Below are 15,448 nucleotides of genomic sequence, written 5' to 3'. Positions count from 1 at the left end.
TTCATATGCGCCCATCGTTCATATGCGTCATGAAATCGGCGAGCGAGACATTGCCGCCGGTTGCCACCACGAGCACGCTCTTGCCGCTCACATCCACCTTGCCGCCGAGCAGCGCCGCCAGCGATGCAGCGCCCGAAGGTTCCAGCACCAGCTTCAACCGTTCGAAGGCGACGCGCATCGCGCCGCGCACCGATTGATCGTCGACGGTGATGCCGCGAACGCCCGCGGTCCTGACCGCCGCGAACGGCGCGTCGCCGGGCCTGCGCGCCATCAGCCCGTCGCATATCGATTTCGGCCCGATCGGCATGGTTTCGATGACGCCATGCGCCAGCGACGCGCCCATGCCGTTGAAACCTTCCGGCTCGACACCGATGATCTCGGTCGCCGGCGACAGATAGTGGAAAGCCAGCGAAACGCCGCCGATCAGCCCGCCGCCGCCGACCGCGGAGAACAGCAGATCGGCGCTGGCATTCCTGGCATCGAGTTGCTCGAGTGCCTCCAGCCCGGCACCAGCCTGGCCGGCGACGATCTCAGGGTCGTCGAACGGATGCAGCAGCGCCAGCCCCTCGGTCTCGGCGATCTCGCGCGCCGTGGCGGCGGCAACCTCCTCACGCGCGCGCTCGCCATGGTCGGTCAGCACCACGCGCGCACCATAGCCGGTCGTTGCGTCGCGCTTGGCGGCCGGCGCGTCGATCGGCATGACGATGGTCACCGGAATGCCCAGCGCCTGGCCGGCGGCGGCCAGCCCTTGCGCGAAATTGCCGGAGGAATAGGCGACAACGCCCTTCCTGGCATCATCGGGCGAAAGCCGCTTCAGCCGCCAATAGGCGCCGCGCACCTTGAAGGAACCCGCCCATTGCAGCGACTCCGGCTTGACGAAGACGCGCAAGGCGCCGGTCTCTCTGGCCAAGGCCGCCGATTCCAGCAGCGGCGTGATCTGCGTCGCCTTGGCGGTGACGGCATAGGCCTGTTTGAGGTGATCGAGGGAGGGGACCTGGGTTGTCATCATTCGCCTCGTGGAAAGCGCTTCTGCTCTTCGAGCAGGTCGAGGTTCATGTGGTTGCGCATATAACGTTCCGAGGCCTTCTGCAGCGGCTGGAATTCCCAGGGGTAATGCGTGCCGTTGCGCAGCGCCGGATAGACCACCCAGCGGCGCGCCTGGCTGGCGCGTACGGCGGCATCGAAGGCAGCCATGTCCCAGCGCGCCCGGACCTTGTCGGTGAAGGAAGCCACCAAAGCCGCGTGCGCCGGGTCGGCGGCGAGGTTGGTCAATTCCCGCGGATCCGCTTCAAGATCAAACAGTTGCGGCGGATCGATCTCGCAATGGATGAATTTGTAACGGCCCTCGCGGATCGCCACTATCGGCGCGTTGGAGCCTTCGGCCGTATATTCCATCAGCACAGGTTCAGTGCGCGTCTTGCCGTCGAGCAGCGGCAGCAGCGACTGGCCGTCGGTCCATGGCGCAATCCCGCTCATGTCGATGCCGGCGAGGTCGCAAAGCGTCGGCACGACGTCGAGATTGGAGACCGGTGCGTCGATCAGGATGGCCGAAATGTCTTTTCCGGCGATCATCAGCGGCACCCGCGCCGAGCCCTCGAAAAAGCACATCTTGAACCACAGGCCGCGCTCGCCGAGCATGTCGCCGTGATCGGAGCAGAACAGGATGATCGTGTCGTCGAGCATTCGCGTGCGCTCGAGCACCGACAGCAGTTCGCCGACCTTGTCGTCGAGATAGGAGATGCTGGCGAAATAGCCGCGCCGCGCGCGGCGGATCTGCTCGCCGGTGATGTCGAAACTGTCATAGTCGCTGGCGCGGTAGAGCCGCTGCGAATGCGGATCCTGTTCATCATAGGGGACGAAGCCGACTTCCGGCTCGAGCGCCGGGCAATCCTCGTAGAGATCCCAATAGCGCCGGCGCGCGACATAGGGGTCGTGCGGATGGGTGAAGGAGACGGTCAGGCACCACGGCCGGCGCGCGGCATCGTCCGAGACGCGGGCGAAATCATAAAGCTTCTGCACCGCGTGAAAGGCGACCTCGTCGTCATATTCCATCTGGTTGGTGATCTCGGCGACGCCGGCGCCGGCCACCGAACCGAGATTGTGATACCACCAGTCGATCCGCTCGCCGGGCTTGCGATAATCCGGCGTCCAACCGAAATCGGCCGGATAGATGTCGGTGGTCAGCCGCTCCTCGAAGCCATGCAACTGATCCGGCCCGACGAAATGCATCTTGCCGGACAGGCAGGTGTGGTAGCCGGCGGCGCGCAGGTGATGCGCATAGGTCGGGATCGAAGAGGCGAATTCGGCGGCATTGTCATAGACCTCGGTGCGCGATGGCAACTGGCCGCTCATGAACGCCGCACGGCCCGGCGCGCAGAGCGGCGAGGCGGTGTAATTGTTCTTGAAGCGCGCCGAACGAGCCGCCAGCGCCTTCAGATGCGGCGCATGCAGGAAGTCCGCCGGCCCATCCGGGAACAATGTGCCGTTGAGCTGATCGACCATGACGATCAGAAAATTGGGTCGCTTTGACGTCACTGCGCGCTCCGCCGGCCGAGTTTCGTTTCGAGATAGTCCTCGATCAGCGCGATCGCGGTCGCGGCATTGGGCACGCCGTCCTTCAGCGCGCGCCTGATGTAGAGCCCGTCGATCAGCGCCGCTGTCGCCTCGGCGACGCGGTCGGCTTCGCTTCTCAGCAGGATGCCGGTCAGCCCGCTCAACAGATTGGAATGCAGGCGCCGCGCATAGACCTTGAGCAGCCGGCGCAGCGCAGGCGATTTCTGCGCCTCGACATAGAAGGCGAGCCAGGCGGCTATCGTTTCCGGCTGGAACTGGGCGTCGGAGAAATTGACGGCGACCACCGCCGAAACGCGCTGGCGTGGCGTGCTGGCCGATCGAAGCGCGCGCCGCATGTCGGCGGTCAACTCGGCCAGGATGTGCCGCATCGTCGCCAGCAAAAGTTCGTCCTTGGCGCCGAAATAGTGATGGGCGAGCGCCGAGGACACCCCGGCGCGCCCGGCGATTTCCGACATCGTCACATCAAGCGAACCGCGCTCGCCGATCGCCGAGATCGTCGCGTCGATCAGCGCCCTGCGGCGCAGCGGCTCCATTCCGATTTTCGGCATCTTTGCTCCGGTCCGTTGCGGCAAGATTATTTTTTATTGACGGATCAATCAACAAAAATCCGACGCGATTGTGTGGCAAATGTCAGCTGCCGTGACCAGATATCAAGATCAAGTCGTTGTGTGGTTCCGGCCCCTTTACGAAGTCGCTGGAACGGTTCATGCTTGAACAATGTTGATAGCGCGCCGCGACATCGCGTAGCCCGGCCCGCAGGGATGGAGATAACCATGACAGCATGCATCGTCGGCTGGGCGCATTCGCGCTTCGGCAAGCTCGAAGGCGAGACGCTGGAGGGCCTGATCACCAAGGTGGCCAGCGAGGCGCTCGATCATGCCGGCATCGGTCCGGACGAGGTCGACGAGATCGTGCTAGGCCACTTCAATGCCGGCTTTTCCGCACAGGATTTCACCGCAAGCCTGGTCCTGCAGGCCGACGACCGACTGCGCTTCAAGCCGGCGACGCGCGTCGAGAACGCCTGCGCCACCGGCTCGGCGGCGGTCAGGCAAGGCATCCGCGCCATCGACGCCAAAGCGGCTCGCATCGTGCTGGTGGTCGGCGCCGAGCAGATGACGACGACATCAGGTCCAGAAATCGGCAAGAATCTTCTCAAGGCCTCTTATCTGCCCGAGGAGGGCGACACGCCGGCAGGCTTCGCCGGCGTTTTCGGCCAGATCGCCCAAGCCTACTTCCAACGCTATGGCGACCAGTCGGACGCGCTGGCGATGATCGCCGCCAAGAACCACAGGAACGGCGTCGACAATCCCTACGCGCAGATGCGCAAGGATTTCGGCTATGAGTTCTGCCGGCACGAGAGCGAGAAGAACCCCTTCGTCGCCGGTCCCCTGAAGCGTACCGACTGCTCGCTGGTGTCGGACGGCGCCGCCGCGCTGGTGCTTGCCGACACGGCGACGGCATTGAAGATGCGCCGCGCCGTCGCTTTCCGCGCCAACGAGCATGTGCAGGATTTCCTGCCGATGTCGAAGCGTGGCATCCTGGCATTCGAGGGTTGCGAGCAGGCGTGGAACCAGGCGCTGAACAAGGCCGGTGTGACGCTCGACGATCTGTCCTTCGTCGAGACGCATGACTGCTTCACCATCGCCGAGCTGATCGAATATGAGGCGATGGGCCTGGCGAAACCGGGCGAGGGCGCAAAACTGGCGCTGGACGGCGAGACGGCGAAGGACGGCCGGCTGCCGGTCAATCCGTCAGGCGGGCTGAAAGCCAAGGGCCATCCGATCGGCGCCACCGGCGTCTCGATGCACGTGCTGAGCGCCATGCAGCTCGTCGGCGAGGCCGGCGGCATCCAGGTGCCCGGAGCAAAGCTCGGCGGCATCTTCAATATGGGCGGCGCCGCCGTCGCCAACTATGTTTCCATTCTCGATCGGATCAGATAAAACCCGCCCGCATTACAGCGCCGCGCGCCCTTCCGGGCGCGCAAAGGACGCTGTAACACTTTGATTTTACGCATGATCCTTTTCGAAAATCGAATCCGATTTTCGAGGTCGTGCGTTAGTGGGGAATTCATGACAAATCCGGTTCTGGTCGAAGTTTTGCGCGGCGCCGTGGTCGAGAGCGCGCATCGTGGCGCCATTGCGGTCTTCGATGCCGATGGCAAGCCGGTCTGGGAAATCGGCGATACGGCTCGCCCGGTGTTCCCGCGCTCGGCGGTCAAGGCGATCCAGGCGCTGCCGCTGGTCGAAAGCGGCGCCGCCGATGCGTACGGTTTCGGCGACCGCGAACTGGCGCTGGCCTGCGCTTCGCATTCCGGCGAGCCGGCGCATGTCGAACTGGCGCGGGCGATGCTGGCCAAGGCCGGGCTGGACGTGGCGGCACTGGAATGCGGCGCGCATTGGCCGTCCAGCCATGACGCGACCGTTGCGCTGGCCAGCAACGGCAATTTGCCAAACGCGCTGCACAACAATTGTTCCGGCAAGCATGCGGGCTTCCTCTGCACCTGCGTCCATGCCGGCGTCGCCCATCGCGGCTACGTCAAATCCGGCCATGCCTCGCAGGAGATGGTGCGCGATGCGATGCAAGCGGTGACCGGTGCCGCCCATGATGTCGATCATTGCGGCACCGACGGCTGCTCGATCCCGACCTATGCCGTGCCGCTGCGCAGCTTCGCCCTCGGCTTTGCCCGCATGGCGACCGGTGCCGGCTTTGAACCCGTGCGCGCCAAGGCCGCAAAGCGGCTGCTTTCCGCCTGCATGGCCGAGCCATTTCTGGTCGCCGGCACGGGCAGGGCTGATGTTGCGCTGATGCAGGCCGCGTCAGGCCGGATTTTTGTGAAGGGAGGGGCCGAAGGCGTCTATTGCGCGGCACTTCCCGAGCTTGGCCTAGGCATTGCGCTGAAATGCGATGATGGCGCCGGCCGCGCCGCTGAAGTCACGGTCGCGGCCGTGCTGGCCAGGTTTTTGCACGCCGACAAGGCGCTGGCGGCGATACTGACCGAAGAGGCACATCCGCCCATAGAAAGCCGGATCGGCGCCAAGGTCGGCTCACTCCGCCCTACTGCTGCGCTGGACTGAGAACGGGCATTCAGCTCGCATGATTGCGTCCGACGGTCAGTTGCGCAAAGCCACACAAATTCCCAGCGTCCTCCCGTCGCGCCGCAGGAATCGTGTCACGCCGGATCGGCAGATCCGGTTTTCCGGCAATAGCTTGTGGAGTCGCCACGCGAGGCATAAGCTCGACTGATGAGCAGAGCCTTCACGCGCGAAGAAGATAGCGAAAACGCCATCGCCGGCATCGGCGAGCGGCCGATCAGCCACCATCGCAATCTGGTGACGCAACGCGGCCTGGCGCTGATCGACGCCGAACTGGCTGCCCTGCGCGACGATCTGGGCAGAGCGGAAAAGAGGGCCGACCGCGAGCGCATCGCGCTCATCTCGCGCGACCTGCGCTACTGGACCGCGCGGCGTGAAAGCGCCGAGCTTTCCGTGCCGGAACCGGGCAGCGACCTGGTTCGCTTCGGCATGGGCGTCACGCTGGAAGGCGATGACGGCAGGAAGGTGCACTGGAGGATTGTCGGCGAGGACGAGGCCGATCCGGCCAAGGGGACGATTTCCCATGTTTCACCGATGGCCTTGGCCTTGTTCGGCAAGAAGGTCGGCGAAATTGCCGTGGTGAACGGCAGGGAGTGGGAGATTGTGAAGCTCTCCGACAGCTAATGCATGTCGCCCAAAAGCATGCGGGCCTGACCCGAGGGTGCGCAGCGGTTTTGCGATAGCGACTGCATAAAAACGAGAACTTAAAGCGCGTCGCGGGAATCCATCCCGAACGCGACGCACATTAGCCCTCGACCTTGACGACATGGTCGCGGAAGAACGCCGCAGCACCCGCCTCGTCGATTTCGCCGGCGGCGACGCCCATGACGAACTCATAGATCGTGCCGTTGTCGGCCGTCAGCACATAGCCGTTGACAATCAGGAACGCGCCGGCGGCGACGATGGCCGCGCGCTTGTTGCCGTCGACAAAGGCGTGATTTCTGGCGATGCCGAAGATATAGGCCGCCGCCAGATCCTCGATCGATGGATCACCATAGTTCGCCTTGTTCTCGGCTCGGGCGAGCGCCGATTCGAGGGCATTCTCATCCCTCAAACCGTGCGCTCCGCCGTGCCGACGCAACTGGTCGGCGTGCATGGCTTCGACCGCACGCCGGCTCAGGAACTCCCAGCTCATTCGGCGAGCTTCTGAAGCGCGACTTTGTATTTGTCCATGACTTGGCGAGCAGCTTCCATCTGCCGCTCGAAGCTGTCGTCCACTGGCCGAAGGGCGATGCCCTTGCTCGTTTCGACGATCTCAAGCTGATCGCCGGCCTTCAAATTCAGGTGATCGAGAATTTCCTTGGGCAGGATCACGCCTTCGGAATTGCCGATTTTGCGAATGGTCGTGTTCATGGATTCAACCCTTGTTGCAACGCCAATTATAACTCCAATTGTCGGTCGTTGCAACATGGATTATAACAAGTTCAGCCGGCCTGCAGCAGCCTATCCATCAGCCGCTCCGCCGCTTCCGGGATGACGGTGCCTGGCGGGAAGATTTCCACAGCACCCGCCTGCCGTACCGCCTCATGATCTTGCGGCGGGATGACGCCGCCGGCGACGATCAGCATATCGTCGCGGCCAAGCTTCTTCAGCGCGTCCCTGAGTTCGGGAATGAGCGTCAAATGACCCGCGGCCAGCGACGAGGCGCCAATGATATGCACGTCGTGCTCGACGCCAAGCCTGGCGATCTCGTCCGGCGTCTGGAACATCGGCCCGACGGTGACGTCGAAGCCTAGATCGGCAAAGGCGGTGGCGATCACTTTCTGGCCGCGATCGTGGCCATCCTGTCCCATCTTGGCGACGAGAATGCGTGGCTTGCCGCCGGACTTCTCCTCGAACGCGACGATCTTGTCCTGCAGCCGATCGACCTCCGGATTGTCGCCGAGCGCCTTGCGATAGACGCCGGAGATCGTCTGGACGGAGGCGACATGGCGGCCAAAAACCTTTTCCAGCGCCAGTGAAATCTCGCCGACCGTGGCGTTGGCGCGTGCGGCGCGAATGGCGAACTCCAGCAGATTTTCGCCGCTCTCCGCAGCCCGGCTCAGCGCACTCAGTGCGCTCTCGACGGCGCCGACGTCGCGCGTGCCTTTCAGCCGCTGCAGTTTCGACAATTGCCGGGCCCTGACTTCCGCGTTGTCGATCTTCAGCACGTCGACTTTGATATCCGTCTCGGGACGATGGGCGTTGACGCCGACCAGGATCTGCTCGCCCGAATCGATCCGCGCCTGCGTGCGCGCGGCGGCCTCTTCGATGCGCAGCTTCGGTATGTTTTTTTCGGTTGCGGCGGCCATGCCGCCCAGGCTCTCGACCTCTTCGATATGGGCAAGCGCGCGCGCCGCCAGGTCATGCGTCAGCCGTTCGAGATAGGCAGAGCCGCCCCACGGGTCGATGATGCGGGTGGTGCCGGATTCCTTTTGCAGGATGAGCTGCGTGTTGCGGGCGATGCGGGCCGAATGGTCGGTCGGCAGCGCCATCGCCTCGTCGAAGGCGTTGGTGTGCAGCGATTGTGTATGACCCTGCGTCGCCGCCATCGCCTCGATCATGGTGCGAATGATGTTGTTGTAAGGGTCCTGCGCCGTTAGCGACCAGCCCGAAGTCTGGCAATGGGTGCGCAGCGACAGCGAGCGCTCGTCCTTCGGCGAGAAGTTCTTCAGCATCAGGGTCGACCACAAAAGGCGGGCTGCCCTCAGCTTGGCGACCTCCATGAAGAAGTTCATGCCGATCGCCCAGAAGAAGGACAGGCGCGGCGCAAAACGGTCGATATCGAGACCCGCCGCGACACCGGCGCGGGCATATTCGATTCCATCGGCGATCGTGTAGGCGAGCTCGAGGTCGGCGGTCGCCCCTGCCTCCTGCATGTGATAGCCGGAGATCGAAATCGAATTGAACTTCGGCATGTGCTGCGACGTATAGGAGAAGATGTCCGACACGATCCGCATCGAAGGTTTTGGCGGATAGATGTAGGTGTTGCGCACCATGAACTCTTTCAGAATGTCGTTCTGAATGGTCCCGGCGAGGTCCTTTTGCGCAACGCCCTGTTCTTCCGCGGCGACGATGTAGAGCGCCATGATCGGCAGCACCGCGCCGTTCATGGTCATCGACACCGTCATCTCATCAAGCGGGATGCCGTCGAAGAGCTGGCGCATGTCGAGGATGGAATCGATGGCGACGCCTGCCATGCCGACATCACCGGCAACGCGCGGATGATCGCTGTCGTAGCCGCGATGCGTGGCAAGGTCGAAAGCGACCGACAGTCCCTTCTGGCCGGCCGCGAGGTTGCGCCGGTAAAAGGCGTTCGACTCTTCCGCCGTCGAGAAGCCGGCATATTGCCTGATCGTCCACGGCTGCTGGACATACATGGTCGGGTAGGGGCCGCGCACGAATGGCGGCAGGCCCGGATAAGTGTCGAGATGCGGCAACCCCTTGAGGTCGCCCTGGTTGTACAGATGCGTGATGGCCAGTCCTTCCGGGGTCATCCGCTGGCCCTTGACCTCAATCGGCGCCCGGCGCGGCGCCGACCAGCCGATCTGGCTGAAATCCGGAATCATGATGCTGCTCCGATCGATTGATCGATACGGATCGGAAACAGCGGCTCGCACACCGCGACGCCCTCGGTGACCGAGGGCCGCCGCTCCGCCGCCAAGGTTTCGACCGGACGTTCGATCTTCGACGGGTGAAGCGTCGTGCCGATGATGGCCCGGTCGCCCGCCTGATAGGCGGCATTGCGGCGGGCGGCGGCCGCCTGAACCCGTTTCTGGATGTGTCCTTGCTGCAGGCTGGACAGCACGCCGCCTTCCGCCTCGATCCGCTGGAATTCTTCCCACGCAGCTTCACAGAGTTCGCCAGTCAGCGCTTCAACGGCGCCCGAACCGCAAGCAGGGTCTGCGACATGATCGATATGGCTTTCGTTGGCCATGATCAGTTGCGTATTGCGGGCAACACGGCGGCCAAAGCCCGCCGGCAGGCCATGCGCGATCGTATGAGGCAGGATGGAGACCGAGTCCGCCCCGCCGGCTGCCGCGGCAAAAGCGGCGATCGTGGTGCGCAGGATGTTCGTCTCCGGATCCGCCGAGGTCATCATGCGGAACGATGTCTCGGCATGGATGTTGGCGGTGGCGGCGGAGATCGAGCATGCCTCCTGGACCCGCGCCCACAGCCTGCGCAGGGCCCTGACCTTGGCCATCGATACGAACTGGTCCTGGTCGACGCTCAGCGCAAAGCCGATATGGGGCGCCGCATAGACAAGCGGCTGGCGCGCCTCCTCGAACATCCGGAGATAGGAGACCGCCGAAGCCATCATGGTGCCCAGCTCCTGCGCTTCGGTGGCACCGGCATTGTGGAAGACGCGTCCGTCTGCCTCCAGCAGGACCCCGGGCACGCCCATCGAGAAAAAGTGCGCCAGGGACTGCGGCATCGACGCCTGCAAGGCCTCGATCGACATCCGCAACCGGCCGGTTCCGGCAAAGATCGCCGCCGGGTCGATGCCGAAGGACAGGTTGAGCTTTGCCGGGTCTGACCGGCGCTTGCTCAAGAACGCAACCAGCCAGTCGGCCACGGCGCGGCTCCAGGGATGCGCGTCGATGCGGACCTGGATGCGGTTGAGCGGCACGCCGTCCAGCACGGTCTCCAGCGCCTCGGCAGTCCTCGGCAGGCCGTAGCCGAACGCATTCGGCGCGCCTTCGAAGACAAGCGACAATCCGGTGGCGCCCTGTGCGACGTCCTCCAGGGCCTGGGCTTTGGCGCGGCCGACATCCGGATCGTCGATACGCTGGCTGACGATCCACGGCGATCCGGGGTTTGCCCGTGGGAGAGGCTCTGCGGTGACCGAACGATCATAAAGCGGTTCGATGCGGATGCCATCGTCCGTATGGGATACGAGTTTTTCCTCGAAGGATCCGCCGGCCAGGGCTTTTTCCGCAAGGGCCAGCCACCGCTGCCGGTCAGGGTTCGGAAGTTCGGCATCGTGGTTCAAGGCACCGGCCATCCGCTCTCCTCGTCTTCTCGGCCGATAGGCCTGGAACGTCAGTCTACGGTTCCCCGTCGCATATCACAATGCAACACGGGCCCTGCGACGGTGAACCGTCAACCGATTGCCAAACATGCGCAAAATCCGCAAGCTCCAAAACCCAATTTCGACCATGGCCATTGTCGCTGCGCAATGGCGTCATTATACCTGCGGCGAGCCCCGCTACTTTCAATAGATCAGGGCATTCAACACTTCAGGTTGCGGAGACCCGACACATGGCTGACGACACCAGTATTTTCATCGGAGCCAGCCGAAAGCCTGATGACAGCTACCAGCGCGCCGAAAACCTGCTGCTTCAGTATGGCAATCGTCATGGCCTGGTCACCGGCGCGACCGGCACCGGCAAGACCGTGAGCTTGCAGATTTTGGCGGAAGGTTTCTCCAACGCCGGCGTGCCGGTCTTCTGCGCCGACATCAAGGGCGACCTGTCCGGTATCGCCATGATGGGCGCGGCACAGGATTTTCTGGTCAAGCGCGCCGAGCAGGTCAAGCTCGATCCCTATGATTTCCAGGAATTTCCGGTCATATTCTGGGATCTTTTCGGCGAGCAGGGCCATCCGATCCGCGCCACCGTCTCGGAAATGGGGCCGCTGCTGCTGTCGCGGCTTATGAACCTGTCCGAGGCGCAGGAAGGCATCATGAACATCGCCTTCCGCATCGCCGACGAGGAAGGCTTGTTGCTGCTGGACCTGAAGGACCTGCAAGCGCTTCTTGCCAACATCGCCGAACGCGCCGAAGAAATCGGCGCTCGCTACGGCAATGTGACGAAACCTTCGGTTGGCGCAATCCAGCGCACGCTGCTGGTTCTGGAGCAGCAGGGCGCGACGAATTTCTTCGGCGAGCCGGCATTGCGGATCGCCGACATCATGCGCACCACCCGCGACGGGCGCGGCGCGATCAGCGTGCTGGCCGCCGACAAGCTGATGATGAATCCCCGGCTCTATGCGACATTCCTGTTGTGGCTGATGTCGGAACTGTTCGAGGAGCTGCCCGAAGTCGGCGATCCCGACAAGCCAAAGCTGGTCTTCTTCTTCGACGAGGCGCACCTTCTGTTCGACGACGCGCCGAAGGTGCTGATCGACCGCGTCGAGCAGGTGGTCCGCCTGATCCGTTCGAAGGGCGTCGGCGTCTACTTCGTCACCCAGAATCCGCTGGATATCCCCGAAACCGTTCTGGCCCAGCTCGGCAACCGGGTGCAGCACGCCCTGCGCGCCTACACGCCACGGGAGCAGAAGGCCGTGAGGACCGCCGCCGAGACGTTCAGGCCCAATCCCGACTTCGACTGTGCTACCGTGATCACGCAGCTCGGCACCGGCGAGGCGCTGGTCTCGACGCTGGAAGCCAAAGGTGTTCCGTCCATGGTCCAGCGGACGCTGGTTCGCCCGCCGTCGTCGCGACTTGGCCCGATCACGCCTGACGAGCGCCGCACGCTGATCACCGAGAGCCCGGTTGTGGGGCAGTACGATCAGACCGTCGATCGCGAATCGGCTTTCGAGATGCTGCAGAAAAAAGCCAAGGATGCGTTGGACGCGGAGGCACAGCAGCAGGAGAGCGGCGGCTCGCGCTGGACCATTCCAGGCTTCGGCAATGATGATCCCGCCCCCCAGCCCACCGGCGGCAGGCGAGCACCGGCGCCGCGAGCGTCCAATCGCCAGACGGTGGCGGAGGCGGCGATCAAATCGGTGGTTCGCTCGGTCGGCACGTCGGTTGGACGGGCGATCGTGCGCGGCATCCTCGGCAGCCTGGCCAGGGGGCGGCGCTGAAAGCACCGCATCGGACCCAAAACCGGGCACCGGTTTTGCGAGAATCCGATGCTCGGGAAAAGCATCGGACCGGAAATTCGCGGCGCCGAAAGTCCGCCGCTCCAGCGCCTTCGACCAGCTCAGAAGATCGGTTCCGAGATCGCCCTTGCCGGGCCGAGCAGGATCGATCCTTCCGGGACGCCCGCATCGATTGGAATGGCTTTGCGGTCTGCCGTGGCAACCAGTTCCTGACCGACACCGGAGGTAACGATCACCGGCGTCTTGTTGGGCACACGGTCATAGAGGTCGATAATGTCCTGATTTATCAAGCGAACGCAGCCAGATGACACTGATTTGCCTATGGAAAACCACTCCGGCGAGCCGTGCAGGCGGTACAGCGTGTCCTCGTTGCCCTCGAAGAGATACAGCGCCCGCGCTCCGAGCGGATTGGTGAGCCCGCCGGGCATGCCGCCATTCTCGGCGCTGTATTTTGCGTACTCGGGCTGGCGGGCGATCATTTCGGCCGGCGGCGTCCATTTCGGCCACTTCTGCTTCCACTGGACGACGGCATCGCCAGACCATTCGAAACCGGCGCGACCCAGCCCGACCCCATAACGAATGGCTTGTCCGCCCGGACGCACGAAATAGAGGTGGTGGCCGGCCGTATCGACGACGATGGTGCCGGGCGCTTGGCCGGTCGGATCGGGAACGATTTGACGCAGAAATTGCTCGTCGATTTTCTCGTAGGGTATGCCCGGCAGCTCGAACCCATTGTCGCTGACCGGACCGTACATTGTTGCATAGTCCATGAGCGGCGGCTCGACATTGGCTGGCGGCGGCGGCTCGACAGGCCGGCCTGCCGTCGTGGTGCAGGCGGAAACCGCAATCGAGGCGGCGCCGAGCGCAGCGGCGTTGAGAAAGCCGCGACGGCTCAGGCGATAGGAGTCGATTTCGGTTGTGAACATCGTTGCCTTTTTTAAGTCTCATATCGAAACAGAACATGAATACGCCAATCAGTACGGCGCGCCAGCCCTACCAATGCCTGGCGCGATAGGCGGTTCCGATTCTGGCCTGAGGGTGAACAAACAAAGGCAAAGCTGTGACGGTTCAGCCCCTGTTGCGCCGAGGCATCAGGCCCGCAGCGCCGCGCGTCAGCAAAGGACGCTGTCGCAGTTTTATTTTGCCTATGATCCTTTCCAAGAATCGATTCCGATTTAGGGTCATGTGTCAGCCTGCGGCGAGCAGGCCTTCGAGCGAGGGCAGGATCAGGGCCGGCGGAAAGTCCCGGTATTCCTCGGGCTGGTCGGAGCGGTTGATCCAGACTGTCCGGAACCCGAATTTGGTGGCGCCGGCGACGTCCCAGCGGTTGGATGACTGAAACGACACCGCACCCGGATAGAGACGCCAGCCTGTCGTGACCATGTCGTAGACCGACGGATCGGCCTTGAAGCGCTTGACGGCCTCGACGGAATAGATGTCGTCCAGAACCTGGTCGAGCGCGGCCGATTTGACCGCCGCTTCCAGCATTTCAGGCGAGCCGTTGGATAGGATCGCCAGCTTGGCGCCAGATGCTTTGAGCGCCTTGAGCACGGCCGGCACCTCCGGATAGCAGTCCAGCCGCCAATAGGCGTCGAGCAGCTTGGCCCTCAGTCCCTTGTCCGCGGAGGGAACCTTGCGCAAGGCGAAATCCAGCGCCTGTTCGGTGAGTTGCCAGAAATCGGCGTAGGCGCCCATCAGCGTCCTCACCCAGGAATATTCCAATTGTTTGGCGCGCCAGATCTCCGACAGGAGCTGGCCGTCCGGTCCGATCTGGTCGGCATGACGGCGGACGGCTGCGTGCACGTCGAACAGCGTTCCGTAAGCGTCGAAAACGTAAGCCGCATGTTGCATGGTGACAGTTTTGCGGCGAGGCAAGGCCAGGCGCAAGCACGGATTGCAATTTCGCATGCCGCTGGCCTTAACAAATCTCAGCCATATCAGTTGACGGCAGACGCCAAAGCATCTTCCAATGGCGAGACAAGACAGCTCTGAAACGCGGAATCAAGCGATGACACTGGCGGCTGCGGCGCAATCCGCGACATGGACCTTCGTGGATGGCGACTGGTATGACGGCAACGTCGCCATTCTGGGGCCGCGCAGCCATGCCATGTGGCTCGGCACCAGCGTGTTCGACGGCGCCCGCTGGTTCGAGGGCGTCGCCCCCGACCTCGACCGCCACGCCGCCAGGGTGAACGCCTCGGCGATCGCGCTTGGTCTCAAACCATCCATGAGCGCCGAAAAGATCGTCGGGCTGACCTGGGACGGGCTGAAGAAGTTCGACGGCAAGACGGCGGTCTACATAAGGCCGATGTACTGGGCCGAACATGGTGGCTATATGGGCGTGCCGGCAGATCCGGCCTCGACCCGGTTCTGCCTTTGCCTCTATGAATCGCCGATGATCTCGCCGGCAGGCTTTTCTGTCACCGTCTCGCCGTTCCGGCGCCCGACCATCGAGACCATGCCGACCAACGCCAAGGCCGGCTGCCTTTATCCCAACAATGGTCGTGCCATCCTCGAAGCCAAGATGCGCGGCTTCGACAACGCGCTGGTGCTCGACATGCTGGGCAATGTCGCCGAGACCGGAACCTCGAACATTTTCCTGGTCAAGGATGGCCATGTCCTGACGCCGGCGCCGAACGGCACGTTCCTGTCCGGCATCACCCGTTCGCGGACGATGACGCTGCTTGACGAATATGGCTTCAAGACCATCGAAAAGGCGCTGTCGGTGCGCGAATTCCTCGAAGCCGACGAGATATTCTCGACCGGAAACCACTCGAAAGTCGTGCCGGTCACCCGCATCGAGGATCGCAATCTCCAGCCCGGGCCTGTAGCGAAAAAGGCGCGCGAACTCTATTGGGAGTGGGCGCATTCGACTTCGGCCGGCTGACTGGCTAAAAAGCGAACCGGCGCTTCGTTCCGGAGTTGCTCCACACCAATCCAGACCTATGTTAGTCCGGTATCGACACCGGATTTTT

The 15,448-nt window shown here is 63.3% G+C and carries 15 protein-coding genes; 6 read left to right on the top strand and 9 right to left on the bottom strand.

Going from position 1 to position 15,448, the window contains the following annotated elements:
- Position 1: 1 nt before the first annotated feature.
- Genes AC0L3O_RS21415 through betI form a run of 3 tightly spaced genes read right to left on the bottom strand, consistent with a single transcriptional unit; the run spans position 2 to position 3,122 of the window.
- Entirely contained in the window at positions 2-1,009 is a 1,008-nt protein-coding gene (locus AC0L3O_RS21415; RefSeq protein ID WP_473535217.1) for a threonine/serine dehydratase, read from the bottom strand.
- Positions 1,006-2,535 (bottom strand): choline-sulfatase, encoded by a 1,530-nt coding sequence (gene betC, locus AC0L3O_RS21410; protein WP_473535218.1) that lies wholly within the window; start codon positions 2,533-2,535, stop codon positions 1,006-1,008. The genes AC0L3O_RS21415 and betC overlap by 4 nt, the downstream gene beginning before the upstream one ends.
- Entirely contained in the window at positions 2,532-3,122 is a 591-nt protein-coding gene (gene betI, locus AC0L3O_RS21405) for a choline-binding transcriptional repressor BetI (RefSeq protein ID WP_473535219.1), read from the bottom strand. Before betI ends, betC begins: the two co-directional genes overlap by 4 nt.
- Before the next feature lie 225 nt (positions 3,123-3,347).
- Between betI and AC0L3O_RS21400 the strand changes: the two genes are divergently transcribed.
- The 3 genes from AC0L3O_RS21400 to greA all read left to right on the top strand — a co-directional run bounded on the left by AC0L3O_RS21400 (position 3,348) and on the right by greA (position 6,290).
- Positions 3,348-4,514, top strand: coding sequence for an acetyl-CoA acetyltransferase (locus AC0L3O_RS21400; RefSeq protein ID WP_473535220.1), 1,167 nt, complete (start codon positions 3,348-3,350; stop codon positions 4,512-4,514).
- Positions 4,515-4,643: 129 nt separating this feature from the next.
- On the top strand, positions 4,644-5,648 hold the full coding sequence (locus tag AC0L3O_RS21395) for an asparaginase (protein WP_287173932.1): 1,005 nt from the start codon (positions 4,644-4,646) through the stop codon (positions 5,646-5,648).
- Positions 5,649-5,816: 168 nt separating this feature from the next.
- Positions 5,817-6,290: a transcription elongation factor GreA gene (gene greA / locus AC0L3O_RS21390; RefSeq protein WP_128184556.1), complete on the top strand. Its 474-nt coding sequence runs from the start codon at positions 5,817-5,819 to the stop codon at positions 6,288-6,290.
- Positions 6,291-6,411: 121 nt separating this feature from the next.
- Here the strand turns inward: greA and AC0L3O_RS21385 are convergent, their stop codons facing one another.
- The 4 genes from AC0L3O_RS21385 to AC0L3O_RS21370 all read right to left on the bottom strand — a co-directional run bounded on the left by AC0L3O_RS21385 (position 6,412) and on the right by AC0L3O_RS21370 (position 10,650).
- Positions 6,412-6,801 carry a type II toxin-antitoxin system death-on-curing family toxin gene (locus AC0L3O_RS21385; protein ID WP_473535221.1) on the bottom strand — a complete coding sequence of 130 codons (390 nt, stop codon included), beginning with the start codon at positions 6,799-6,801 and terminating at the stop codon, positions 6,412-6,414.
- Positions 6,798-7,019 (bottom strand): AbrB/MazE/SpoVT family DNA-binding domain-containing protein, encoded by a 222-nt coding sequence (locus AC0L3O_RS21380; RefSeq protein ID WP_023800850.1) that lies wholly within the window; start codon positions 7,017-7,019, stop codon positions 6,798-6,800. The genes AC0L3O_RS21385 and AC0L3O_RS21380 overlap by 4 nt, the downstream gene beginning before the upstream one ends.
- A 71-nt stretch (positions 7,020-7,090) precedes the next feature.
- On the bottom strand, positions 7,091-9,214 hold the full coding sequence (gene scpA, locus AC0L3O_RS21375) for a methylmalonyl-CoA mutase (protein ID WP_473616531.1): 2,124 nt from the start codon (positions 9,212-9,214) through the stop codon (positions 7,091-7,093).
- Positions 9,211-10,650 (bottom strand): methylmalonyl-CoA mutase subunit beta, encoded by a 1,440-nt coding sequence (locus AC0L3O_RS21370; RefSeq protein WP_287140535.1) that lies wholly within the window; start codon positions 10,648-10,650, stop codon positions 9,211-9,213. The genes scpA and AC0L3O_RS21370 overlap by 4 nt, the downstream gene beginning before the upstream one ends.
- Before the next feature lie 257 nt (positions 10,651-10,907).
- Here AC0L3O_RS21370 and AC0L3O_RS21365 point away from each other — a divergent pair, with 257 nt between their 5' ends.
- On the top strand, positions 10,908-12,455 hold the full coding sequence (locus AC0L3O_RS21365) for a helicase HerA-like C-terminal domain-containing protein (protein ID WP_128172653.1): 1,548 nt from the start codon (positions 10,908-10,910) through the stop codon (positions 12,453-12,455).
- A gap of 119 nt (positions 12,456-12,574) precedes the next feature.
- On the opposite strand, the gene AC0L3O_RS21360 is transcribed toward AC0L3O_RS21365, so the two are convergent.
- Positions 12,575-13,399, bottom strand: coding sequence for a L,D-transpeptidase (locus AC0L3O_RS21360; RefSeq protein ID WP_128247474.1), 825 nt, complete (start codon positions 13,397-13,399; stop codon positions 12,575-12,577).
- Between AC0L3O_RS21360 and AC0L3O_RS21355 the strand changes: the two genes are divergently transcribed.
- Positions 13,392-13,652 carry a hypothetical protein gene (locus AC0L3O_RS21355; RefSeq protein WP_473616530.1) on the top strand — a complete coding sequence of 87 codons (261 nt, stop codon included), beginning with the start codon at positions 13,392-13,394 and terminating at the stop codon, positions 13,650-13,652. The genes AC0L3O_RS21360 and AC0L3O_RS21355 overlap by 8 nt on opposite strands.
- 9 nt (positions 13,653-13,661) lie before the next feature.
- On the opposite strand, the gene AC0L3O_RS21350 is transcribed toward AC0L3O_RS21355, so the two are convergent.
- A complete protein-coding gene (locus AC0L3O_RS21350; protein WP_023800845.1) occupies positions 13,662-14,324 on the bottom strand; it encodes a haloacid dehalogenase type II in 663 nt (220 codons plus the stop codon).
- A 157-nt stretch (positions 14,325-14,481) separates the two neighbouring features.
- On the opposite strand from AC0L3O_RS21350, the gene AC0L3O_RS21345 reads away from it, so the two are divergent.
- On the top strand, positions 14,482-15,360 hold the full coding sequence (locus AC0L3O_RS21345; RefSeq protein WP_128168036.1) for a branched-chain amino acid aminotransferase: 879 nt from the start codon (positions 14,482-14,484) through the stop codon (positions 15,358-15,360).
- The last annotated feature ends 88 nt before the right edge of the window (positions 15,361-15,448 follow it).

This window comes from Mesorhizobium sp. WSM4810, from assembly GCF_055811235.1.
The sequence above is the reverse complement of the archived record's forward strand: the minus strand, read 5'-3'. Positions and strand labels throughout refer to the sequence as shown.